At 68.0% G+C, this 22,618-nt stretch carries 19 protein-coding genes; 14 read left to right on the top strand and 5 right to left on the bottom strand.

All coding sequences use genetic code 11. The features are described 5' to 3' along the window. Window positions 1–84: 84 nt before the first annotated feature. Entirely contained in the window at window positions 85–876 is a 792-nt protein-coding gene (locus BLW00_RS11310) for an SDR family NAD(P)-dependent oxidoreductase (protein ID WP_092553868.1), read from the bottom strand. Between the two features lie 81 nt (window positions 877–957). Between BLW00_RS11310 and BLW00_RS11305 the strand changes: the two genes are divergently transcribed. Beyond that, entirely contained in the window at window positions 958–1,443 is a 486-nt protein-coding gene (locus BLW00_RS11305) for a MarR family winged helix-turn-helix transcriptional regulator (protein ID WP_092553865.1), read from the top strand. Here the strand turns inward: BLW00_RS11305 and BLW00_RS11300 are convergent. Continuing rightward, window positions 1,440–2,252, bottom strand: a complete 813-nt coding sequence (locus tag BLW00_RS11300; RefSeq protein WP_031282071.1) for a ParA family protein — start codon at window positions 2,250–2,252, stop codon at window positions 1,440–1,442. The genes BLW00_RS11305 and BLW00_RS11300 overlap by 4 nt on opposite strands. A 75-nt stretch (window positions 2,253–2,327) precedes the next feature. Here BLW00_RS11300 and BLW00_RS11295 point away from each other — a divergent pair, with 75 nt between their 5' ends. The 3 genes from BLW00_RS11295 (at window position 2,328) to BLW00_RS11285 (ending at window position 7,623) form a co-directional block, all read left to right on the top strand. Next, a complete protein-coding gene (locus BLW00_RS11295) occupies window positions 2,328–5,735 on the top strand; it encodes a pyruvate carboxylase (RefSeq protein WP_092553862.1) in 3,408 nt (1,135 codons plus the stop codon). A gap of 39 nt (window positions 5,736–5,774) precedes the next feature. Beyond that, complete coding sequence (locus BLW00_RS11290; RefSeq protein WP_092553859.1) at window positions 5,775–6,266, top strand: peptide deformylase; 492 nt, start codon at window positions 5,775–5,777, stop codon at window positions 6,264–6,266. Window positions 6,267–6,351: 85 nt separating this feature from the next. After that, window positions 6,352–7,623 (top strand): cell wall-binding repeat-containing protein, encoded by a 1,272-nt coding sequence (locus tag BLW00_RS11285; protein ID WP_175494229.1) that lies wholly within the window; start codon window positions 6,352–6,354, stop codon window positions 7,621–7,623. Window positions 7,624–7,708: 85 nt separating this feature from the next. Here BLW00_RS11285 and BLW00_RS11280 read toward each other — a convergent pair whose 3' ends face one another. Continuing rightward, entirely contained in the window at window positions 7,709–9,532 is a 1,824-nt protein-coding gene (locus BLW00_RS11280; protein ID WP_092553853.1) for an AMP-dependent synthetase/ligase, read from the bottom strand. 105 nt (window positions 9,533–9,637) lie between these two features. Here BLW00_RS11280 and BLW00_RS11275 point away from each other — a divergent pair, with 105 nt between their 5' ends. The 3 genes from BLW00_RS11275 to BLW00_RS11265 all read left to right on the top strand — a co-directional run bounded on the left by BLW00_RS11275 (window position 9,638) and on the right by BLW00_RS11265 (window position 12,705). Beyond that, on the top strand, window positions 9,638–10,585 hold the full coding sequence (locus BLW00_RS11275; RefSeq protein ID WP_092553850.1) for an ROK family glucokinase: 948 nt from the start codon (window positions 9,638–9,640) through the stop codon (window positions 10,583–10,585). Between the two features lie 6 nt (window positions 10,586–10,591). Beyond that, complete coding sequence (locus BLW00_RS11270) at window positions 10,592–11,293, top strand: lysophospholipid acyltransferase family protein (RefSeq protein ID WP_092553847.1); 702 nt, start codon at window positions 10,592–10,594, stop codon at window positions 11,291–11,293. Window positions 11,294–11,364: 71 nt separating this feature from the next. Next, window positions 11,365–12,705 (top strand): class II 3-deoxy-7-phosphoheptulonate synthase, encoded by a 1,341-nt coding sequence (locus BLW00_RS11265; RefSeq protein ID WP_092553844.1) that lies wholly within the window; start codon window positions 11,365–11,367, stop codon window positions 12,703–12,705. A gap of 85 nt (window positions 12,706–12,790) precedes the next feature. On the opposite strand, the gene pknB is transcribed toward BLW00_RS11265, so the two are convergent. Then, window positions 12,791–14,746: a Stk1 family PASTA domain-containing Ser/Thr kinase gene (gene pknB, locus BLW00_RS11260; RefSeq protein WP_175494252.1), complete on the bottom strand. Its 1,956-nt coding sequence runs from the start codon at window positions 14,744–14,746 to the stop codon at window positions 12,791–12,793. 158 nt (window positions 14,747–14,904) lie between these two features. Here pknB and BLW00_RS11255 point away from each other — a divergent pair, with 158 nt between their 5' ends. Next, window positions 14,905–15,246 carry an Rv2175c family DNA-binding protein gene (locus tag BLW00_RS11255; protein WP_092553838.1) on the top strand — a complete coding sequence of 114 codons (342 nt, stop codon included), beginning with the start codon at window positions 14,905–14,907 and terminating at the stop codon, window positions 15,244–15,246. An 11-nt stretch (window positions 15,247–15,257) separates the two neighbouring features. Here the strand turns inward: BLW00_RS11255 and BLW00_RS11250 are convergent, their stop codons facing one another. Next, window positions 15,258–16,367: a polyprenyl synthetase family protein gene (locus BLW00_RS11250; RefSeq protein ID WP_092553835.1), complete on the bottom strand. Its 1,110-nt coding sequence runs from the start codon at window positions 16,365–16,367 to the stop codon at window positions 15,258–15,260. A gap of 76 nt (window positions 16,368–16,443) precedes the next feature. On the opposite strand from BLW00_RS11250, the gene BLW00_RS11245 reads away from it, so the two are divergent. From BLW00_RS11245 to BLW00_RS11220, 6 genes are all read left to right on the top strand, one after another. Then, window positions 16,444–16,842 carry a DUF3040 domain-containing protein gene (locus BLW00_RS11245; protein WP_092553832.1) on the top strand — a complete coding sequence of 133 codons (399 nt, stop codon included), beginning with the start codon at window positions 16,444–16,446 and terminating at the stop codon, window positions 16,840–16,842. Window positions 16,843–17,089: 247 nt separating this feature from the next. Beyond that, complete coding sequence (mraZ, locus tag BLW00_RS11240; protein WP_092553829.1) at window positions 17,090–17,521, top strand: division/cell wall cluster transcriptional repressor MraZ; 432 nt, start codon at window positions 17,090–17,092, stop codon at window positions 17,519–17,521. A 104-nt stretch (window positions 17,522–17,625) separates the two neighbouring features. Then, window positions 17,626–18,594 carry a 16S rRNA (cytosine(1402)-N(4))-methyltransferase RsmH gene (gene rsmH / locus BLW00_RS11235; protein WP_092553826.1) on the top strand — a complete coding sequence of 323 codons (969 nt, stop codon included), beginning with the start codon at window positions 17,626–17,628 and terminating at the stop codon, window positions 18,592–18,594. Then, window positions 18,591–19,187 (top strand): hypothetical protein, encoded by a 597-nt coding sequence (locus BLW00_RS11230; RefSeq protein ID WP_092553823.1) that lies wholly within the window; start codon window positions 18,591–18,593, stop codon window positions 19,185–19,187. The genes rsmH and BLW00_RS11230 overlap by 4 nt, the downstream gene beginning before the upstream one ends. A 36-nt stretch (window positions 19,188–19,223) precedes the next feature. Further along, entirely contained in the window at window positions 19,224–21,008 is a 1,785-nt protein-coding gene (locus BLW00_RS11225) for a peptidoglycan D,D-transpeptidase FtsI family protein (protein ID WP_245741525.1), read from the top strand. Between the two features lie 14 nt (window positions 21,009–21,022). Continuing rightward, on the top strand, window positions 21,023–22,615 hold the full coding sequence (locus BLW00_RS11220) for a Mur ligase family protein (protein ID WP_092553820.1): 1,593 nt from the start codon (window positions 21,023–21,025) through the stop codon (window positions 22,613–22,615). Window positions 22,616–22,618: the final 3 nt, after the last annotated feature.

Here is a 22,618-nt window from a genome sequence, read left to right as displayed (position 1 = left end):
ACAGCGGCCGCGCGCTCACCCTGGGTCGTCGAGAAGGGCCTGTTGTGTTTCGTTCTCGTCTTGGAGGGAGCGGCAGCCGCACGACTAGAGGGTGGTGGTGAGGACTCCGCCGTCGGCGCGGAGCGCGGCGCCGTTCGTGGCTGAGGAGAGTGGGCTGGCCAGGTAGACGGCGAGGTTCGCGATCTCGCTCGGATCGATGAAGCGCTGCAGGAGCGAGGTCTGGTTGCCTCCGATGATCGCGGCCTTCAGGTCGTCGGTCGGCATGCCCTGCGCCTCGGAGATCTGCTCGACGGCTCGCGCGACTCCGTCGGAGTACGTCGGCCCGCCCAGGATGGTGTTCACCGTCACCTCGGTTCCCCGGGTGAGCTTCGCCAGACCGTTGCTCAGGGCGAGCATCGCGGCCTTGGTGGTGCCGTAGTGCAGCATGTCGGCCGGAACGTTCACCGCCGACTCGGTGCCGATGAAGATGATGCGGCCCCAGTTCTCGGACAGCATGCGGGGGAGCGCGTTGCGCGCGAGCCGCACGCCGCTCATCATGTTGACGTCGAAGTAGCGCTGCCAGTCGTCGTCAGGGATGTCGTCGAAGGCGGCGACCTCGAAGATCCCGACATTGTTCACCAGGATGTCGACCTCGCCCAGGCGTTCCAGCAATCGGGCGACTTCGGCCGGCCGGCCGAAGTCGGCAGCGATTCCCGAAACCGCCGCGCCGGGGTTCTCGGCCTTCAATCGTCGTACCGCGCTCTGCACGGTCTCGTCACGTCGTCCATTGACGACGACGGTCGCCCCCTCGTCGAGAAGGGCCCTCGCGATCGCGTATCCGATGCCCTGCGTCGATCCGCTCACGAAGGCGCGTTTTCCACTCAACTCGAGATCCATGTCTCTCCATTCACTTGCTCAGTCAAGTGAAACGGTAGCATGATGACTTGCTCAGTCAAGTCACACTGCTAGTCTGGCGGCATGACGGATGACACCGAAAGCGCGGCCCTCCGGGGCGACGATCTGCAGACCTGGGCGACCCTGGCGACGGTGCTCGAATGGCTTCCAGCGGCCCTGGACGCCCAGTTACTGCGCGATGGGGACCTCACGCACTTCGAGTACGGCATCCTCTACGCCCTGGCCGACGCTCCCGAACAGACCCTGCGCATGAGCGTGCTGGCCGGCTACGCGAACAGCTCGCTGTCGCGACTCTCGCGTGCGGTCGCACGCCTGGAGTCGAGGGGCTGGGTGCGGCGCCGACCCGATCCGTCCGACGGCCGCTTCACCCTCGCCACTCTCACGAAGGATGGTCAGGAGGCGTACGCACAGGCGACACCCGGCCACGTCGAGACGGTGCACCGCTTGGTGCTCGACCCGCTGACGACCGCGCAGAAGAAGCAGCTCCGGGAGATCAGCCGGCGCATCCTCCGGTCGATCCGCGACGGCGGTGAGTGGTCGGCGAGCTAGGCCTTCGTGACGTCGGCGTATTCGCCCACGCGCCCCGTGCGCATCACGCGCTCGAGCAGCAGGTCGAAGTTGCGCGCCATCTCCTGCGCGCCTTCGCCGGGCCAGACGTGGAGCGGCTTCGCGGCACCCTGCGCCTGCTGCAGCGAGGTGCGCTCCGGCAGCTGGGGCGAGAGCACGAGCGGCCCGAACATGTCGCGCAGCTCCTTGATGCGGAACTGGTGCTCGAGCGACTGCGACCGCACGCGGTTCACGATGATGCCGAGCGGCTGCAGACGGGGGGAGAGTCCGCGGCGGATCTCTTCGATCGCGCGCAATGCGCGGTCGGCGGCGGCCACGGAGAAGAGGCCGGGCTCGGTGACCACGGAGACGCGATCGGATGCCGCCCAAGCGGTGCGCGTGAGCGCGTTCAGCGATGGGGCGCAGTCGATCAGCACGAGATCGTATTCGGTCTCGACGGTGGCCAGGGCCTCCTCGAGCTTCCAGATGTCACGGATCGAAGGGTGCGGGCCGTCGAAGTTCAGTGCCGACGGGCTGCCGATGAGCACGTCGATCTTGCCGCCGCGATCCTTCGTCCACCCCGAGGGGGCGATGGCCGCTCGAACGACCTTCTCCTTGGGAGAGGCCAGCACGTCGGCGACGTTGAGGTGACCGGCGACACGGATGTCCATGCCGGTCGACACGTCGGACTGCGGGTCGAGATCGACGACGAGGGTACGCAATCCCTTGGCGAACGCCGCGGAGGCGAGCCCGAGCGTCACTGTGGTTTTGCCCACACCTCCCTTGAGGGAAGAGACGCTGAGTACATGCACAATCGACTACGTTACCTTCACTAGGCTTAGAGAACCTAACTGTTCGCTGTACGCGCATGCGCCCGAAAGGTCTCGATGTTCAAGAAGATTCTGGTTGCCAACCGCGGTGAGATCGCGATCCGGGCGTTCCGGGCCGCTTATGAGCTCGGTGCGAAGACGGTCGCGGTGTTCCCGTACGAGGATCGCAACTCGATGCACCGCCTGAAGGCCGACGAGGCGTATCAGATCGGTGAGGTCGGGCATCCGGTGCGCGCCTACCTCGATGTCTCGGAGATCATCCGGGTGGCGAAGGAAGCGGGCGCCGACGCGATCTACCCCGGCTACGGCTTCCTGTCGGAGAACCCCGAGCTCGCCAAAGCAGCGGCGGAGAACGGCATCACGTTCATCGGCCCCGGCGAGCACGTGCTCGAGATGGCGGGCAACAAGGTCACCGCGAAGGAGCACGCGATCGCCGCGGGAGTTCCGGTGCTCAAGTCGACGCCGGCCACGCGTGACATCGAAGAGTTGCTGGCGGGTGCAGAGGAGATCGGGTTCCCGATCTTCGCGAAGGCGGTCGCGGGCGGCGGCGGGCGCGGGATGCGCCGGGTCGAGACCCCCGAGGAGCTGCGCGGCGCCCTCGAAGCGGCGATGCGCGAGGCCGACAGCGCGTTCGGCGACCCCACCATGTTCCTCGAGCAGGCCGTGCTGCGCCCCCGTCACATCGAGGTGCAGATCCTCGCCGATGGCGCGGGGGAGACCCTGCACCTGTTCGAGCGGGATTGCTCGGTGCAGCGCCGCAACCAGAAGGTCGTGGAGATCGCGCCGGCTCCGAACATCAGCGACGAGCTGCGGGAGGCGCTGCACTCCGACGCCATCAAGTTCGCGAAGTCGATCGGCTACGTCAACGCGGGAACGGTGGAGTTCCTCGTCGACACGGTCGGCCCCCGGGCGGGCATGCACGTGTTCATCGAGATGAACCCGCGCATCCAGGTCGAGCACACGGTGACCGAGGAGGTCACGGACGTCGACCTCGTGCAGTCGCAGATGATGATCGCGTCGGGTATGACCTTCGACGAGATCGGTCTGCATCAGCAGGACATCGTGCTGCACGGTGCTGCTCTGCAGTGCCGCATCACGACCGAAGACCCGACGGCCGGCTTCCGTCCCGACACCGGCAAGATCGCCGCGTACCGCTCGCCCGGTGGCGCAGGCGTGCGTCTGGATGGCGGCACCGTCGACGTCGGTGCGCAGATCTCGCCCCACTTCGACTCGATGCTCGCGAAGATGACCTGCCGGGGCCGCGATTTCCCGGCCGCGGTGCGGCGGGCGCGTCGTGCGCTGGCCGAGTTCCGCATCCGTGGCGTCTCGACGAACATCCCGTTCCTGCAGGGCGTGCTCGACGACCCCGACTTCATCGCCGGCGACCTCTCGACCTCCTTCATCGAGGAGCGGCCGCAGCTTCTGGCCGGCCACCAGTCGAAGGACCGCGGCACGAAGATCCTGAACTGGCTCTCCGACGTCACGGTGAACCAGCCGAACGGCCAGCGGGTCGGCACGGCGGAGCCGGCGCACAAGCTGCCGAAGATCGACCTGTCCACGCCGGCGCCGAACGGATCGCGTCAGCGTCTGCTCGAGCTCGGCCCGGTCGGCTTCGCCGCCGACTTGCGCGCGCAGACCGCCCTGGCTGTTACGGAGACCACCTTCCGTGACGCGCACCAGTCGCTGCTCGCGACCCGCGTGCGCACCCGCGATCTCGTGGCCGTGGCGCCGTACGTGGCGCGGATGACGCCGCAGCTGCTCTCGGTCGAGGCCTGGGGCGGTGCCACCTATGACGTGGCGCTGCGGTTCCTCGGAGAGGACCCGTGGGAGCGGCTCGCCAGCCTGCGCGAGGCGCTGCCGAACGTGGCGATCCAGATGCTGCTGCGCGGCCGTAACACCGTCGGCTACACGCCCTACCCCACGGAGGTGACCGATGCCTTCGTCAAGGAGGCGGCCTCCACCGGTGTCGACATCTTCCGCATCTTCGACGCGCTGAACGACGTCGAGCAGATGCGTCCGGCGATCGAGTCGGTGCTGGCCACCGGCACGACCATCGCGGAGGTCGCGGTCTGCTACACCGGCGATCTGCTCGACCCGGCCGAAGACCTCTACACGCTCGACTACTACCTCAAGCTGGCGGAGCAGATCGTCGCCAGTGGTGCCCACGTCCTCGCCATCAAAGACATGGCGGGCCTGCTGCGCCCCACGGCCGCTGCGAAGCTCGTGGCGGCGTTCCGCGAGAACTTCGACCTCCCGGTGCACGTGCACACGCACGACACCGCAGGCGGGCAGCTGGCGACGCTCCTGGCCGCTTCCCAAGCAGGCGCCGATGCCGTGGATGTCGCATCCGCACCGATGGCCGGCACGACGTCGCAACCCAGCGCATCCGCTCTGGTCGCCGCCCTCGCACACACGCAGCGTGACACCGGTCTCTCGCTGCAGGCCGTCTCCGACCTGGAGCCCTACTGGGAGGCCGTTCGTCAGGTCTACCGGCCGTTCGAGTCGGGACTGCCCGGCCCCACGGGGCGGGTGTACCACCACGAGATCCCGGGCGGGCAGCTGTCGAACCTGCGCCAGCAGGCGATCGCGCTCGGCCTCGCCGACGACTTCGAGCTGATCGAAGACCTCTATGCGGCGGCGAACAAGATCCTGGGCCGCATCCCGAAGGTCACCCCGTCGTCGAAGGTCGTGGGCGACCTCGCGCTGCATCTCGCCGCGGTGAAGGCCGATCCGGTCGATTTCGAGCAGAACCCGCAGAAGTACGACATCCCGGATTCCGTGATCGGCTTCATGGCAGGGGAGCTCGGCGAGTTGCCGGGCGGATGGCCCGAGCCGTTCCGCACCAAGGTTCTCGAAGGCAAGGACATCAAGATCGGGGTCACCCCGATCACGGATGAGGATCGCGAAGCCCTGAGCGGCGACGCCCTCGAGCGTCGTGCCACTCTCAACCGGCTCTTGTTCCCGGCGCCCACGCGCCAGTTCGAGCAGATGCGCGAGCTGTTCGGCGACCTCTCGGTGGTCGACACCGTCGACTACCTCTACGGCCTCACGCAGGGCGTGGAGCACGTGGTCGAGATCGGCAAGGGCGTGCGCCTGTTCGTGGGTCTCGAGGCGATCGGCGAGGTCGACGACAAGGGGATGCGCACGGTCATGACCACGCTGAACGGGCAGCTCCGCCCGGTCAACGTGCGTGACCGCAGCATCACCGTGGAGACCAAGGCGGCCGAGAAGGCCGACGGATCCAAGCCCGGCCAGGTGCCTGCCCCGTTCTCGGGCGTCGTGACCCTGAAGGTCGAGGAAGGCGTGTCCGTCGCCGCCGGCGAAGCCGTCGCCACGATCGAGGCCATGAAGATGGAGGCCGCGATCACCACGCCGGTCGCCGGTGTCGTGACCCGGCTGGCCATCCCGAAGACCCAGCAGGTGGAGGCCGGCGATCTGATCGTGGTCGTCACCCCCGGCGCTTGAACCGACTCCTGATCCTGAACTGAGAGAAGCACCCCTACTGTGACCGTTCGTGAGATCCGTCTCTTCGGCGATCCCGTGTTGAAGACCGTGTCCGATCCGATCGGCGAGATCGACGACCGCGTGCGCTCGCTCGTCGCCGACCTCCTCGACAGCGTGCAGGTGCCGGGGCGGGCCGGCGTCGCCGCGTCGCAGATCGGCGTGAACCTGCGGGCGTTCAGCTACAACGTCGACGGGGAGGTGGGCTACATCCTGAACCCCGTGCTGGTCGAGGTGTCGGGGGAGCCCGAGCTCATCGACGAAGGCTGTCTGTCGGTGCCCGAGCTGTGGTTCAAGACGTCGCGGTATCCGTTCGCCCGGGCCACCGGGATCGACCTCGACGGCAACCCCGTCGAGGTCTCCGGCACGGGAGTTCTGGCGCAGGCGCTGCAGCACGAGACCGACCACCTCGACGGCCTGCTCTACCTCGACCGCCTCGACAAGCCCACGCGCCGCGAGGCCATGCGCCAGGTGCGGGAGAGCTCCTGGTTCTGAGTATCAAGTACCCATAACCCCCGGAGCCGGTTCGCTCGGACGATGGATGGATACCCGTCCTTGCCATCATCAGAAAGAACCTATCGTGAAACCCACCCTTCTTTCCGGCGCCGGTGCGCTCGCACTCGTCGCTCTCGCCGGCTCACTTCTGGCCGCCGGTCCGGCCTCCGCTATCGAGGTCTACAACCCGGTGTGTCCGCCCGCGAGGGCGGTGCGCGGCATCCCCATCGCGGCGACACCGGCCCTCGATCTCTATGACAAGAGCGCTACCGTGTCGATCTCGGCCGGTGTGCTCCCCACCGGAGTGACACTGACCGGTGACGTCGCCAGGCGGGTGCCGTACCAGTTCGAGGGCACGCCGACGGCTACCGGAACAACGACCTTCACCGTCAAGGCCACGTTCGAAGACCTGCCGGCGAAGACGATCGACTGCACCATGATCGTGTCGGCCACACCCGCCGTCAGTCGCATCAAGGGCGTCGATCGCTACGATCAGGCGGTGCAGATCTCGAAGGCGACGTTCACCGACGCCGAAACGGTGTACGTGGCCAGTGGTGAGAAGTTCGCCGATGCTCTCAGCGCCGGGTCGGTCGCCGGTGTGCACGGCGCGCCGCTGCTTCTCACGACCGCGGGTTCCCTGCCGGCCGGAGCCCAGGCCGAGATCGTGCGCCTCAAGCCCAAGAAGATCGTGGTTGTCGGTGGAGCGGCCTCGGTGGCTGACGGCGTTCTCGCCACGCTGAAGGCGGCCGTCCCCGGTGCCGACGTGCAGCGGATCGGCGGCGCCGACCGCTACGAGGTGTCGCGCAACCTCATCGCGAACGCCGATGTCGGGGTGCCCGCGTCGAACTGGGTCTACCTGGCATCGGGGGCCAACTTCCCGGATGCCTTGGCCGCTTCACCCGCCGCCGTCGCGAAGAACGGCCCGGTGCTGCTCGTGAACGGCGCAGAGACGAAGCCGACGGCTGCCGAGACCGCGCTGCTCGATGCGATCGGGGCGTCGAACATCCAGATCGTCGGGGGAACCGCCTCGGTCAGCCAGGCTCTGCAGACGGCGCTCGAGACACCGTTCGTCGTCACCCGGGCCAGCGGCGCCGACCGCTTCGAGGCGGCCGTCGCAGTCAATCAGGAGTTCCTGGCGACCTCGACCATCTATCTCGCGAGTGGCCTGGTGTTCCCGGATGCCCTGAGTGCCGCTCCCGTGGCCGGTGAGGCCGGCAACCCGATCTACCTCGTGCAGCAGAACTGCGTGCCGGCCTCGGTGCTGCAGGAGATCGTGCGGCTCGAGCCCACGAAGATCGTGGTGCTCGGCGGCCCCAACACACTCGGCACTGCAGTGGAGGCGCTCAAGCCCTGCTGATGCCTTCCCGAGTCGCCAAAATCCGCCCTTCCCGGTCGACGGGAAGGGCGGATTTTGGCGTCTCGCGAGGAGGTCGGGGAGGGGGTCAGTGCACCAGTGACTGGCCCTCGGTGGCGGGGGCCGCGTTGTAGATGCCCTCGATGGTGGAAGCGAAGTCTTTCAGGATGACGTTGCGCTTGATCGTGAGTTTCGGGGTGAGGTGCCCGCTGGCCTCGGTGAAGTCGGTCGAGAGCACCACGAATTTGCGGATCGACTCGGCGCGCGAGACCAGCGCGTTCGCCGCATCCACGGCTCGCTGGATCTCGGCGAGCACCGCCGGGTTCTCGGCCGCCTCGGCGAGGGTGAGTGTGGTCGGCTGGCCGTTGTTGCCGAGCCAGACCGGCAGCATCTCCGCGTCGAGCGTGATGAGTGCGGCGATGAACGGCTTCTGGTCGCCCACGACGACGACCTGACCCACCAGCGGGTTCGCACGGATGGGGTCTTCGAGTACGGCCGGGGCCACGTTCTTGCCACCGGCGGTGACGATGATCTCCTTCTTGCGGCCCGTGATGGTGAGGAAGCCGTCGTCGTCGAGCGAACCGATGTCGCCGGTCTTGAACCACTCGCCGTCCATCACCTCGGCCGTCGCCGCCTCGTTCTGCCAGTAGCCGGCGAAGACGTTGATGCCCTTCACCCAGATCTCGCCGTCATCGGCGATCTTGATGCCCACGCCTGGAAGAGCGGGACCGACGGTGCCGATCTTGAACTTGTCGGTCAGGTTCACCGTGGCGGGCGCCGTGGTCTCGGTGAGGCCGTAGCCCTCGAGGATCTTCACGCCGAGGCTCCGGTAGAAGTGCCCCAGCCGGTGCCCGAGTGGCGCGGAGCCCGACACCGCGTACTTCACGTTGCCTCCGAGCGCCGTGCGCAGCTTCGAATAGACGAGGCGGTCGAACAGGGCGAACTTGATCTTCAGCCCCAATGGCACCTTGCCGGCGTCGAGCGCTTCGGAGTGCTCCACCGCCACGGCCGCGGCCCGGCGGAAGATCTTGCCCTTGCCCCCGGTCTCGGCCTTCTGCTCCGAGGAGTTGTAGACCTTCTCGAACACGCGCGGCACGGCCAGCAGGAACGTGGGCTTGAACGACCCGAGCGCCGGCAGCAGCTGCTTCGTGTCGGCCTGGTGTCCCACCTTCACGCCCGCGTGCACGCTCAGCACCGCGATGAAACGCGCGAAGACGTGCGCCGTGGTGATGAACAGCAGAGTGGAGGCGCCCGGCTGCACGACGTCTTTCATCGCGACGGCGGCGTTGCGCGAGAGCTCCACGAAGTTCGAGTGGGTGAGGATGCAGCCCTTCGGTCGCCCGGTGGTGCCCGAGGTGTAGATGAGGGTCGCGAGATCCGAGCCCTTGGCCAGCGTGCGGCGGCGCTCCAACTCCTCGTCGGAGACGTCGACGCCCGCGGCGGCCAGCTTGTCGAGGTCGCCCAGGTCGACCTGCCAGACCTGGGTCACGAGAGGCAGATCCGCGTGCACCTCGTCGAAGCGTGCGAAGTGGTCGGCGGTCTCGACGATCACGGCGACCGCACCGGAGTCGCTGAGGTTCCACTGCACCTGCGCCGGGGCGGAGGTCTCGTAGACCGGCACGAGCACGGCCCCGGCGAACCAGGTGGCGAAGTCGATCAAGGTCCACTCGTAGCGGGTCTTGCACATCAGGCCGATCTTGTCTCCGGGCTGGATGCCCGAGCCGATCAGGCCCTTCGCGATGGCCCGCACCTGCGCGAGGAATTCGGCGGCGGTGATGTCGCGCCATCCGGAGCCCTCGGGCACCGCGAACAGCGGGCCGTCGGGGGTGAGACGAACCCGCTCGACGAGCAGGTCGCTGGCGTTCGCGTCGGGGTCTGCTGTGACAACGGGGGGAACGGAATACTGGTCCACGGCAACTCCTTTGGTACCGGTCGAGTGCAACTCATCTACACTCTACTTGGTGCATCCGGGGCTTCCCTGGATGCGATGACACCCCGGCGGAAGGAACCACCTCGCATGCGCGCCATCGGAATCGATATCGGTGGCACGAAGATCGCCGGCGCCGTAGTCGACGAACTGGGCCACATCATCGCGCACGACCGCCGCCCGACCTCCGCTTCCGAGCCGCAGGTGATCGAAGACACCGTGGTCGAGATGGTCAAGCACCTCTCCCAGGGCGAGGAGATCGCCGCCGTCGGTGTGGCGGCCGCAGGCTTCATCGATGCTTCGCAGTCGGTGGTCTACTACGCCCCCAACATCAACTGGCGCGAGGAGCCGTTCCGCGAGAAGCTCGAGAAGCGCCTCGATCTGCCGATCATCATCGAGAACGACGCGAACGCCGCGGGCTGGGCCGAGTTCCGCTTCGGCGCGGGGCGCCTGGTCAGCGACATGGTCATCCTCACCATCGGCACGGGAGTGGGCGGCGCGATCGTGAGCGGCGACCGCCTGTTCCGCGGCGGTTTCGGCGCCGGCGCCGAGCTCGGCCACCTGCGCGTGGTGCCGAACGGCCTGCCCTGCGGCTGCGGCGCGCACGGCTGCATCGAGCAGTACGGCTCCGGCCGGGCGCTGCTCCGGATGGCCAACGAGCTCGCGGATGCGGGCGGCATCGGCCAGGTGCTCGCCTCGGTGCGCTCGCGGAACGGCGTGCTGACCGGGCAGGACATCTCGGAGCTGGTCTCCATCGGCGACCCGGGCGCTCTCTCGGCGCTCCGCACACTGGGCACCTGGCTCGGCCAGGCCTGCGCGAGTCTCGCCGCGGTGCTCGATCCGCAGCTCTTCGTGATCGGCGGGGGAGTCGCGCAGTCGGGCGACGTTCTGCTCGACCCGATCCGGCTCGCCTTCCTCGAAGCGCTGCCGGCCCGGGGCTACCACCCGGAGCCCGAGTTCCGCATCGCCGAGCTCGTCAACGATGCCGGGGTGGTCGGGGCCGCCGACCTCGCCCGCCGCTACGCCGAGACGATCTGAGGCCCGATGTTCTATTTCCTCGCGAAGTACCTCGTGGTCGCCCCGATCCTCAAGACCTTCTTCCGGCCCTGGGTGATCGGCCTCGAGAACATCCCCGCCAAGGGCGCCGCCATCCTCGCCTCGAACCACCTCTCGTTCAGCGACTCGGTGTTCCTGCCGGTGGTGGTCGACCGACAGGTCTCCTTCCTCGCCAAGAGCGAGTACTTCACCGGCAAGGGCATCAAGGGCTGGCTGGTGCGGCTGTTCTTCATCGCCTCCGGTCAATTGCCCATCGACCGCTCGGGCGGCAAGGCCTCGGAGGCGTCGCTCAACACGGGCTTGAAGGTGCTGGGCCGCGGCGACCTGCTGGGCATCTACCCGGAGGGCACCCGGAGCCCCGATGCGAAGCTCTACCGGGGACGCACGGGAGTGGCCCGGATGGTGCTCGAAGCGCACGTGCCGATCATCCCGGTCGCCATGATCGACACCGAGAAGGTGATGCCCATCGGGTCGAAGATCCCCAAGATCCGGCGAATTGGCATCATCATCGGCAAGCCGTTAGATTTCTCTAGGTTCGAGGGATTGGAATCCGACCGGTTCATCCTTCGCTCCGTGACCGACGAGATCATGTACGAGCTCCACCGCTTAGGCGGCCAGGAATACGCCGACGTGTATGCGACTTCGGTAAAGGAGAAACGCGCGAGCGTCGCGCGGCCTGTCTCCCAGTGAGACACCAAACAGATACGGGAAACGAACCAGTGGTAGATCCAACAGAGCAAATCGTCGAAGCGGATGAATCGGTGATTGCGGGTCTGGACTATTGGCGCACCCTTCCGGTGAAGCAACAGCCGGAATGGCCCGATCAGAACGCCGTCGAAGCCGTCTCGCGTGACCTCGCCTCCTTCCCGCCGCTGGTGTTCGCCGGTGAGGTCGACAATCTGCGCGACCGCCTCGCCGCGGCCGCCAACGGGCAGGCCTTCCTGCTGCAGGGCGGCGACTGTGCCGAGACGTTCGCGGGTGCCACGGCCGACCAGATCAAGGATCGGGTCAAGACCGTGCTGCAGATGGCCGTCGTGCTCACCTACGGCGCCTCGATGCCCGTGATCAAGATGGGCCGGATGGCGGGTCAGTTCGCCAAGCCCCGCTCGAGCGACACAGAGACGCGCAACGGCGTCACCCTGCCGGCCTACCGCGGCGACATCGTGAACGGCTACGACTTCACCCCGGAGTCGCGCACCGCGAACCCGAACCGGATGCTCGACGGCTACCACGTGGCCGCGTCGACCCTCAACCTCATCCGCGCCTTCACGCAGGGCGGCTTCGCCGACCTCCGTCAGGTGCACACCTGGAACAAGGGCTTCACCTCGAACCCCGCGAACGTGCGCTACGAGCAGCTGGCCGGCGAGATCGACCGCGCCGTGAAGTTCATGGTGGCGTGCGGCGCCGACTTCGAGGCGCTGAAACGCACCGAGTTCTTCGTGAGCCACGAGGCGCTGCTGTTCGACTACGAGCGGCCGATGACGCGCATCGACTCGCGCACGGGGCTGCCCTACAACACCTCGAGCCACTTCGTCTGGATCGGGGAGCGCACGCGTGACCTCGACGGCGCGCACGTCGACTTCCTGTCGCGCGTTCGCAACCCGTTGGGCGTCAAGCTCGGCCCGTCGACGACTCCGGACGACATGCTGCGGCTGATCGACAAGCTCGACCCCGACCGGGAGCCGGGCCGATTGACCTTCATCACCCGGATGGGCGCGGGCAAGATCCGCGACGCCCTTCCGCCGCTCCTGGAGGCCATCAAGGGGTCGGACGCCAAGCCGCTCTGGGTCACCGACCCGATGCACGGCAACGGCCTCACCACGCCGAACGGCTACAAGACGCGTCGTTTCGACGATGTGGTCGACGAGGTCAAGGGCTTCTTCGAGGCGCACCGCGCCGTGGGCACCCACCCGGGCGGCATCCACGTGGAGCTGACCGGCGACGACGTCACCGAGTGCCTCGGCGGCTCGGAGCACATCGACGAGGCGACCCTGGCCACTCGCTACGAGTCGCTCTGCGACCCGCGCCTCAACCACATGCAGTCGCTCGAACTGGCATTCCTCGTGGCCGAGGAGCTCGTGGCCACGAACGGCGGTCGTTGACCGCCGGTCCGACCAGCGCGGCGGCGGACGCCACAACCTGGAACGCGAACGGCCCCGGTACAGTCGAACCGGGGCCGTTCGCGTTCTACACGAAAGAGACCGTGAGAGTCGACCCCTTCGGCACCAGGGTGCCCGGGGCCGGGTTCGTGCCGGTCACCCGCACGAGGCCCGGAGCCAGATCGGCGCCGAAGTTGTAGTCGAGTGAGAACCCGGCGTCGATGAGCGCCTGCTTCGCCTTGTCCCAGGTCTGGCCGAGCACGTCGGGGACCGGGACCGGGGCCGGCCCGCGGGAGACGTTGAGCGTGACCTCGGCGCCCGGAACCATCGGATCGGCCGAGTAGCTGACCTCGTAGACCTGGCCCTCGGGGATGGTGTCGCTGAAGTCCTGCGACCCGTCGACCCCCGTCAAGCCGACCGCCGCGAGCGTGGCCTTCGCTTCGTCGGGAGTCTGGCCCACGACATCCGGAACACCGCCGAGCGACACCACGAGCGTGATGGGCTGCTGCTCGCCGTATTCAGCCCCCAGAGGGTTGCCGTCGGCACCGAGCGCCTCGATCACCGTTCCGGCGGCGACGTCACCGTTGAACTGCGATCGCGAATCGGCGACGGTGAATCGAGCCGTCTGGATGGCGCTCTTCGCGCTCGCCTCGTCGAGTCCGGCCAGTGTGGGAACCGGCAGGATGGCGGGCCCGCTCGACACCAGCACCGTGACCGCCGAGCCGTTGCGCACCTGGGTGTCGCCGGCCGGATCGGTGCCGATCACCGTTCCGGCGGCCACCACGGGGTCGGATTGCTGCTGCTGGGTGGGCTCGAGGCCCAGCGCGGTCAGGGTGGCGACCGCCGCATCCGGTTGCTGACCGGCGACGTCGGGAATCGTGGTCATCGCACCGGGCCCGGCGCCGAAGTACCAGGCGCCGCCGCCCAGGGCGACGGCGACCACCAGCACCAGCGCGAAGATCCAGAACCCGCGCTTGCGTCGCGACGACGACTTGCGGGCGAGCTTCTCCTTCGGGCCCGGCGGCGGCTGGGGACCGCCCGGGGCGGCGACGGCGTTGCCGTAGACGGTGGTGGCAGCGGCCTGCTCGGGAGCGATGGTCTTCACCGGGTCGGTGCGGCGCCGAGCCTCGAGCACCTGGGTCTGCGCCTGGTCGAGATCGGCGTCGAAGGTGTCGGGCGGCAGCACCATGGTGCGCTGCGTCATCGTCGACGACGGCCGCGCGCTCACGATCTCGATCTCGGCCGTGCGCAGGCGTTCGAGCATCACGCGCGCATCCGAGGGCCGCTCGTCGGGTTCTTTGGCCGTGGCCCAGAGCACCAGGTCGTCGAGTTGCTCGGGGATGCCCGGATTCGCGTGGCTGGGCGTGGGCATCGGGTCGTTGGCGTGCTGGAACGCGATGGCCATCGGCTGGTCGCCCACGTAGGGCTGGGCGCCGACGAGCATCTCGTACATCATGATGCCGGCGGCGTAGATGTCGCTGCGAGCGTCGGCCGTGCCGCGGGTGAGCAGCTCGGGGGAGAGGTAGGCGATGGTGCCGAGCAGCGCCTGGCCGGTGGCGGTGTTCGCCGACACGGCTCGGGCGAGTCCGAAGTCGCTGATCTTGATGCGCCCGTCGTCGGCCAGCAGCACGTTCTCGGGCTTGAGGTCGCGGTGCACGATGCCGGCCTTGTGCGCGGCGGCGAGCCCGCCGAGCACCGCGTCCATCACGTCGACGGTCTGCTCGGTGGTGAGCCGCTCCCGATCCTTCAGCAGATCGCGCAGCGTCATACCCGGCAGGTATTCCATGACCAGGTAGGCCATGTCGCTGTCCTGGCCCTGGTCGAAGACGTTCACGACGTTCGGATGCGCGAGCCGGGCGGCCGAACGGGCCTCCTGCACGAAGCGCTCCTTGAACACCGCGTCGTCGGCCAGATGACCGTGCATGATCTTGATGGCCACCTGGCGTTCGAGCCGCAGATCGGTGGCGAGATACACGGTGGCCATGCCGCCTCGGGCGATCCGCGAACGCACCTGATAGCGGCCGTCGATGAGACGTCCGATCATGGGGTCAGGTGGTGCGGTGGTCACGCTTCGAGTTTAGGGAGCGCGGTATCCACTTAGCCGCATAGACACCGAGTGGTTGCGGTTCCGACACCCATCTTTATCTATTCGTGACGAAAGGAAATTGTTGCGCCGACCAGGATGCATGGCAATCTGTATGCGTGACTGATCTGCCCGCCACCGAATGGCTGACCGTTCCCGACCTCGTCGAGCTGCTCGGCCTGACCCCCAGCAAGGTGCGGCGACTGATCGAAGACCGCCATCTGGTGGGCACCCGACGCGACGGCGTGCTCTCGGTGCCGGCGAGCTTCTTGCGCGACGGCGAACCGCTCACCGAGCTCCGCGGCACCATCATCCTGCTCACCGACAACCACTTCACCGACGACGAGATCGTGGAGTGGCTGCTCGTTCCGAACGATCTGCTCGACATCGCGCCGATCGAGGCGTTGCGCGCCGGCCGCAAGGCCGAGGTGCGCCGGGTGGCGCAGGCGCTGGCCTTCTGAGGTTCTGCCCGTCAGGTCTCGCGCTGCGTGATCGTGCGGGCGAGGCTCGCCAGTTCGGCGCGTGACGTGTCGCCGATCGGCGCTCGCTCGAGTTCCCCGAGGGCGGTGCGCACCCGCTCGCCGATCATCGTCTCCACCTCGGCGACGGCGCCGGTGTCGCGCATGGTCTGCTGCAGCATCCGGATCTGCGCCTCGTCGAGGTCGGGATCGCCGAGCAGTTCGTCGAAGAGCCGGCGCGCCGAGCTGTCGAGCTTCGCGCGGGTGAGCGAGACCAGAACGGTGCGCTTGCCCTCGCGGAGGTCGTCGCCGCTCGGCTTGCCGGTGCGGGCGGCGTCGCCGAAGACCCCCAGCACGTCATCGCGGAGCTGGAAGGCGATGCCGAGCGGCAGGCCGAAGCGGCGCAGGCTGTCCAGCTGGGGGAGCGTGGCGCCGCGCAGCGACGCGCCGATCTGCAGCGGCGCCTCCACGCTGTACTTCGCCGATTTGTAGACGATGACACGCTCGGCGCGGGTGAGCGACTGCGCCGGATCGGTGGTAGCCCAGGCCCGCTCCTCGAGCAGGTCGAGGTACTGCCCGAGCGTGACCTCGGTGCGCATCACGTCGACGGCCTCGCGGGTGGCGATGAGCGTCTGCAGAGACGGTGCGGCGAGCACGGCGCGCGAGATGAGCTCGTCGCTCCAGGCGAGCAGCAGGTCGCCGAGCAGGATGGCGCTGCCTTCGCCGAAGCTGTTTCCAGTGCCACGCCAGTTCTCTTCGCGGTGCAGCGCCTCGAAGCGACGGTGCACGGCCGGCATCCCACGGCGGGTGTCGGAGTTGTCGATGATGTCGTCGTGCACCAGTGCCGCGGCGTGGAAGAGCTCGAGTCCGGCGCAGAGGTCGACCAGCGCATCCAGCTCCGCTTCGCCCGGCACGGCGGTGGAATTGTTGGCCGGCGAGACCGCCCGCCAGCCCCAGTAGCAGAACTGCGCGCGGAACCGTTTTCCGCCGCTGAGAAGATCCCTTGAGAACTGCGCGAACGGGCGGAGTTCCGGGGCGATGCGGACGAGAATGGAGTCACGCGATGCGAGAAATTCGTTGATTCGTGCGTCGACGAGATTGACTAGGCGCGGGCTTTCCATCACTCGCCTAGCCTAGCCAGACTGCGCGCACTACAATCAGCACTACCACGCATCGGTCCCGAGCCTGAGGTGAAATAGGATGCCGCTTTCGGAGCAAGAACAGAGACTCCTCGATGAGATGGAGCGCAGCCTCTACCACAACGATGCCGATTTCGTGTCGGCGGTCGGTGGTGGCCGAGGCCGATTGAACTACGGCGCGCTCGTGCTGGGAATCCTCGTCGGAATTCTCGGCCTGGGCATCGTCATCGGCGGCGTGATCTTCCATCAGCCGTTGATCGGTCTGGTGGGCTTCATCGCCATGTTCGGCGGCGTGCTGCTCGCCCTCCGCCGCAGCAAGCGCGGGCGAGGCGCCTCCACTTCCCCCACCGGCACCTCGGGTGCCGCGCGCCCGTCTGGATCGTCTTCATCGTCGAACAAGTCCGGATTCATGGATCGACTGGGTGACCGCTGGGAGCGTCGCGACGACCGCGAGGAGTGACTCCACTTTCCTCCCTGAATTGAGACCGGCCTTCGGGCCGGTCTTTTTTTGTGCCCTTTTTCGCCCCGAACCCTCCCGGTGGAGGTGAAATCCCTCCATTTCCCTCCACCCGTGAGATCCGCATGAAATCGGGCCCTTGAGGGAGCTCCGACGCGCCAATAGAACGAGATTCATTGTTTGGTGGTGGGAAGTGGAGTAAAGTGGAGTTGTAGCCCACAATTCTGGCCGGAAGAGTAAGGGGAGGGTGATGTTCCTTGGCACCTATGCCCCCAAGCTCGACGAAAAAGGGCGCATCATCCTGCCGGCGAAGTTCCGCGACGAACTGGCCGGGGGCGTCGTCATGACCCGCGGTCAGGAGAACTGCATCTACGTGTTCTCGACCCGTGAGTTCGAAGAGCTGCACGAGAAGATCCGGCAGGCGCCGGTCACCAGCAAGCAGGCGCGCGACTACCTCCGCGTCTTCCTCTCCGGCGCGAGCGCCGAGACCCCCGACAAGCAGCACCGCGTCACGGTTCCGGCGCCCCTCCGCTCCTACGCCAAGCTCGACCGCGACCTCGTGGTGATCGGCGCCGGCAGCCGGGCGGAGATCTGGGACGCCGAGGCCTGGAACACCTATCTCGAAGCTCAAGAAGCCGCCTTCTCCGAGACCGACGAGGAGGTGATCCCGGGCCTGTTCTGAGTCGTTGCCCCTGACTCCCAGCCGTTCATCGCCCTGGCGCACTTCCCCGGTGCCAGGTCGGAATGGATGGGGATCAGGGGTTGCGAAGCAGAATCCGGATGCCGATGGACGAACAGCCCACCGACTTCAGTGAGATCCACACCTCCGTCATGCTCGAGCGCACCCTCGAACTGCTCGGGCCCGCCCTCGGCGCGCCCGGGGCGGTGCTCGTGGACTGCACCCTCGGCCTCGGCGGTCACGCCGAGGCCTTCCTCCGTGCCTTTCCCGAACTCCACCTCGTGGGACTCGACCGCGACCCCAACGCCTTGCGGCTCGCCGGGGAGCGTCTCGCACCGTTCGCCGACCGGATCGACCTCGTGCACTGCGTCTACGACGAGATCGACGAGGCGCTCGAGAGCCTCGGCATCGACGCGGTCGAGGGAATCCTCTTCGACCTCGGCATCTCGTCGATGCAGGTCGACCAGGTGGAGCGCGGCTTCTCCTACTCCAAAGACGCGCCCCTCGACATGAGGATGGACGACACGGCCGAGTTCACCGCCGCCGAGATCATCGCCACCTACTCCGAAGCGGATCTGCGCCGCATCTTCCGCGACTACGGCGAGGAGAAGCTCGCCGACCGTTACGCCCGGCACATCGTCGCCGAGCGGGCGAACGGGCCGATCCTGCGCTCCGGCCGGCTGGTCGAGATCATCCAGGCGGCGACCCCGGCGAAGTTCTCGCACTCGGGCCACCCCGCCAAGCGCGTCTTCCAAGCGCTGCGCATCGAGGTCAACGCCGAGCTCGCGGTGCTCGAGCGCGCCATCCCGCTGGCCATCGACGCCCTCGTCGTCGGTGGGCGGATCGTGGTGCTCGCCTTCCAGTCGCTTGAAGACCGCATCGTGAAGCGCGAGTTCCAGGCACGCGCGTCGTCGACCGCACCGGCCGGCCTGCCCGTCGAACTGCCGCAACACCGCCCTGAACTCAAACTCCTCGTGCGCGGCGCCGAACTCGCCGACGACGAGGAGCGTGCGCGCAATCCGCGCGCCATCCCCGTGCGCCTCCGCGCAGCCGAGAAGATCAGGAGGATCGCATGACGAACCTGGCCGGCGCCTTCATGGCGCGACCGCGCACGAGCATCGCCGAACCCGCTCACGACCTCCCCGCGATCACCCCGCACATCGAGATCGTGCCGACCCGCAGCCAGAAGCGGGCCCGGCCGAAGATCGCGTATGCCGCCGTGGTGGTGACCGGGGTGCTCGCCATCGTGGTGACCCAGCTGCTGCTCTCGATCGGCCTCTCCGACGGCGCTTACGAGATCTCCTCGCTGCAGTCGCAGCAGAAGGAGCTCGACCGCAGCAACCAGGTGCTCTCCGAGCAGTTCGACAAGCTCTCCTCGCCCCAGAACCTGGCGGCGAGTGCCGAATCCCTCGGCATGGTGACCAACAGTGCGCCGGTCTACCTGCGTCTGTCCGACGGGGCCGTGCTCGGTTCGCCCGTCGCGGCCGCCGGAACTTCGGTCACGGGCGGTCAGGCGCTCGTGCCGAACTCACTTCTGACGCCGCCGACGGTCGCGGGAGCGACCGCGGCGGGCGCCGGAGCCGCCGGCGCCGAGAGCGCGCCTCCCGCACCCGAGGTGCAGCCCGACGTACCGTGGCAGGGTGCGCTTCCCTCTCCGACAACGCGGTGACCTCCGCCGCATGATCCGACCGCTGGAGAACTCGTCGTGAACGCAACCGCCAGCCGCAGCACCCGTCGCCGAGCCACCGTGGCGGTGTTCGCGGTGGTGGCCGTCGTGGCCGTCTTCGTGGTGCGCCTCGTCACCATCCAGGTGGTGCAGGCCGACACGCTCAACGCGGCATCCTTCGACAAACTCTCGGCCGAGACCACCACCTACGGCCTGCGCGGCGACATCGTCGACAACGACGGAACCGTGCTGGCCACCACGGTGCTGCGCTACGACGTGACGGCCTCGCCGAAATCGGTCACCGACTTCGACCGCACGGACGACGAGGGCGCGACGACGACGGTCACCCCCACCCAGGCGGCCGGCGAGATCGCCGCGATCACCGGGCAGACGGCCGACCAGGTGTACGGCATCCTCACCGCCGACCCCTCATCGAACTTCGCCTACGTCGTGCGCGGGATCGACGTCGACGCGTTCCGCTCCATCCGCGATCTCGGCATCCCCTGGCTCTACTACTCCTCGAACCCGGTGCGCACCTACCCGAACGGAGCCGTCGCCGGCAGCGTGGTGGGCTTCATGGGTGAGGACGAGGCGGGCGAGGCCACCGGCAGCGCGGGTGTCGAGCAGATCGAGAACCAGTGCCTCACCGGCACCGACGGCGTGCAGACCTACGAACGCGGCGCCGACGGCGTCGCCATCCCGGGCAGCACCGTCACCACCACCGAGGCCGAGCCCGGCGGAACGGCGATGCTCACCATCGACAGCGATCTGCAGTGGTTCTCGCAGCAGGCCCTCGCCGCCCGCGTGCAGGAGACCGGGGCGGCCTGGGGCACCGTGGTGGTGCAGGAGGTCAAAACCGGAAAGCTGCTCGCCGTGGCCGACTACCCGAGCGTCGACCCGAACAACCTCGACGCGACCCCCACCGAAGACCGCGGGTCGATCGCGTTCCAGGCCCCCTTCGAACCCGGCTCGACCTTCAAGGCGCTCACCGCGGCCTCCGTTCTCGACGCCGGTCTCGCGAACGTCGGCACGCAGGTGGAGGCGCCCTACATCTTCACCGACCCGAACGGTGCGTCGACCCGCGACAGCGAGTTCCACGTCGATCCGTTGCGGCTCACCTTCGCCGGTGTCATCCAGGAGTCGTCGAACACCGGAACGGCGATGCTCGGCGAACTGCTCTCGCCGCAGCAGCGCTTCGACTACATGACCAAGTTCCACATCGGCTCCTCGAGCGAGGTGGGCTTCCCGGGCGAGTCGGGCGGCATCCTGCACCCCGTCGACGAGTGGGACGACCAGACCAACCTCACCACCACCTTCGGCCAGGGTCTCGCCACCACGGCGGTGCAGATGGCGAGCGTCTACCAGGCCCTCGGCAACGGCGGCGTGCGTCTGCCGGTGCAGCTGGTCTCCGGATGCAAGCAGGCCGACGGCACGGTGACGCAGGTTCCCGACACCACCGGCGAGCAGGTCGTGTCGCCGCAGGCCGCGACCGACACGATCAACATGCTGGAGACCGTGGCCACCGGCGGATACGCCTCCGCCGACCTGCAGATCCCGGGCTACCGGGTGGCCGCCAAGACCGGCACGGCGCAGATGAGCGACGGCTCGGGAGCCTACGGCGACAGCTACATCACCTCGCTCGCCGGACTCGCTCCGGCCGACGACCCGCAGTACGTCGTTTCGGTCACCATCGCGAAGCCCGTTACCATTGAGAACGGTTTGGCGGCGGCACCGGTCTTCCAGAAGATCATGTCGCAGGTTCTGAAGGAACACCGGGTACTGCCTTCGGGCGTGCCGGGCCCGGACCTTCCCACGACGTATTGAGCACGAGGAGACCAGTGACTGATCGGGGTTCCTCGGCTCTCCGACCGGAGCATCCGATCGCACGGTCGCTCCCGCACCTGGTCGAAGACTTCGGCTTCGACCAGGTGGGCACGCCGGTCTCCGAGACCGTCTCGGGCATCACCATCTCCTCGCGCGACGTCGTGCCCGGCGACCTGTACGTGGGCCTCAAGGGCAAGAAGTTCCACGGGGCGTCGTTCGCGGCCGCCGCGCGCGAAGCCGGCGCCGTGGCCGTGCTGACCGACCCCGAAGGCGTCGCCCTCGCAGCCGAAGCCGGCCTGCCCGTGATCGTCACCCCCGAGCCGCGTCTCGCGCTCGGCGAGCTGGCCGCCTGGATCTACCGAACCCGCGAGGAGCCGCCGACGATGTTCGGCGTCACCGGCACCAACGGCAAGACCAGCGTCGCCTACATCCTCGAGGCGATCCTCCGCCAGCTCGGCATCGTGGCGGGCCTCAGCACCACGGCGGAGCGACGGATCGGCGACGTCACCATCGTGTCGAAGCTCACCACCCCCGAGGCCACCGAGATCCACGCCATGCTGGCCCGGATGCGCGAGGCGCACGTGCGCTCCGTCATCCTCGAGGTGTCGGCCCAGGCCATCACGCAGCACCGTGTCGACGGCATCGTCTTCGACGTGGTGGGTTTCACCAACCTCACCCATGACCACCTCGACGACTACGAGACCATGGACGTCTACTTCGAGGCCAAGCGGGAGCTCTTCCAGCCCGACCGGGCCCGCCGCGGCGTCGTGATCGTCGACGGGCCCTGGGGCGCCCGTCTGGTGGCCGAGTCGCGCATCCCGCTCACCACCATCTCCACCGACGTGAACGCCGATGCGGAGTGGACGCTCACCATCGACGAGGAGACGGCCGACCGCACCGCGTTCACCCTCCGGGGCCCCGAGCGCCGTGAGCTCTCGACCTCGGTGCCCCTGCTCGGCAGTCACATGGCCGCCAACGCGGCCCTTGCCATCGTGATGCTGGTGGAGTCGGGCTTCGACCTCGGCGCCATCGCCCACGCCCTGAACGAGCCCTCCGAAGACGACGAGGGCCACGAGCGTGGGCTCGAAGAAGGCCGTGTCGCCGGCATCGACGTCTACATCCCGGGCCGCGCCGAGAAGATCTCCGGCGAACGGGGGCCTGTGGTCTACATCGACTACGGACACAGCCCCGATGCCTTCACCTCGACCCTGGAGTCGATCCGCCGCGTCACCGACGGCCGCATCATCATGCTCTTCGGCGCCGACGGCGACCGCGACCCCTCCAAGCGCGAGGAGATGGGCTCGATCGCCGCCCGGCTCGCGGATGCCGTGGTGATCACCGACTTCCACCCGCGCTACGAAGACCCCGCGGCGATCCGCCGGGTGCTGCTCGACGCGGCCCGCGCCGCGGTTCCGGAGCGGGAGATCTACGAGGTCGCCGAACCGCGCGCGGCCTTCCGCAAAGCCCTCTCGATCGCCGGAGAGGGTGACGTGATCCTCTACGCCGGCCCCGGACACGAGAACTACCACGAGGTGGCGGGGGAGCGGATCCCCTACTCCGCTCGCGACGACGCGCGGAACGCGCTGCACGAACACGGATGGCTCTGACAC

Source organism: Herbiconiux ginsengi, assembly GCF_900107435.1.
Classification (GTDB): domain Bacteria; phylum Actinomycetota; class Actinomycetes; order Actinomycetales; family Microbacteriaceae; genus Herbiconiux; species Herbiconiux ginsengi.
This window is presented reverse-complemented; position numbering and strand designations above follow the sequence as displayed.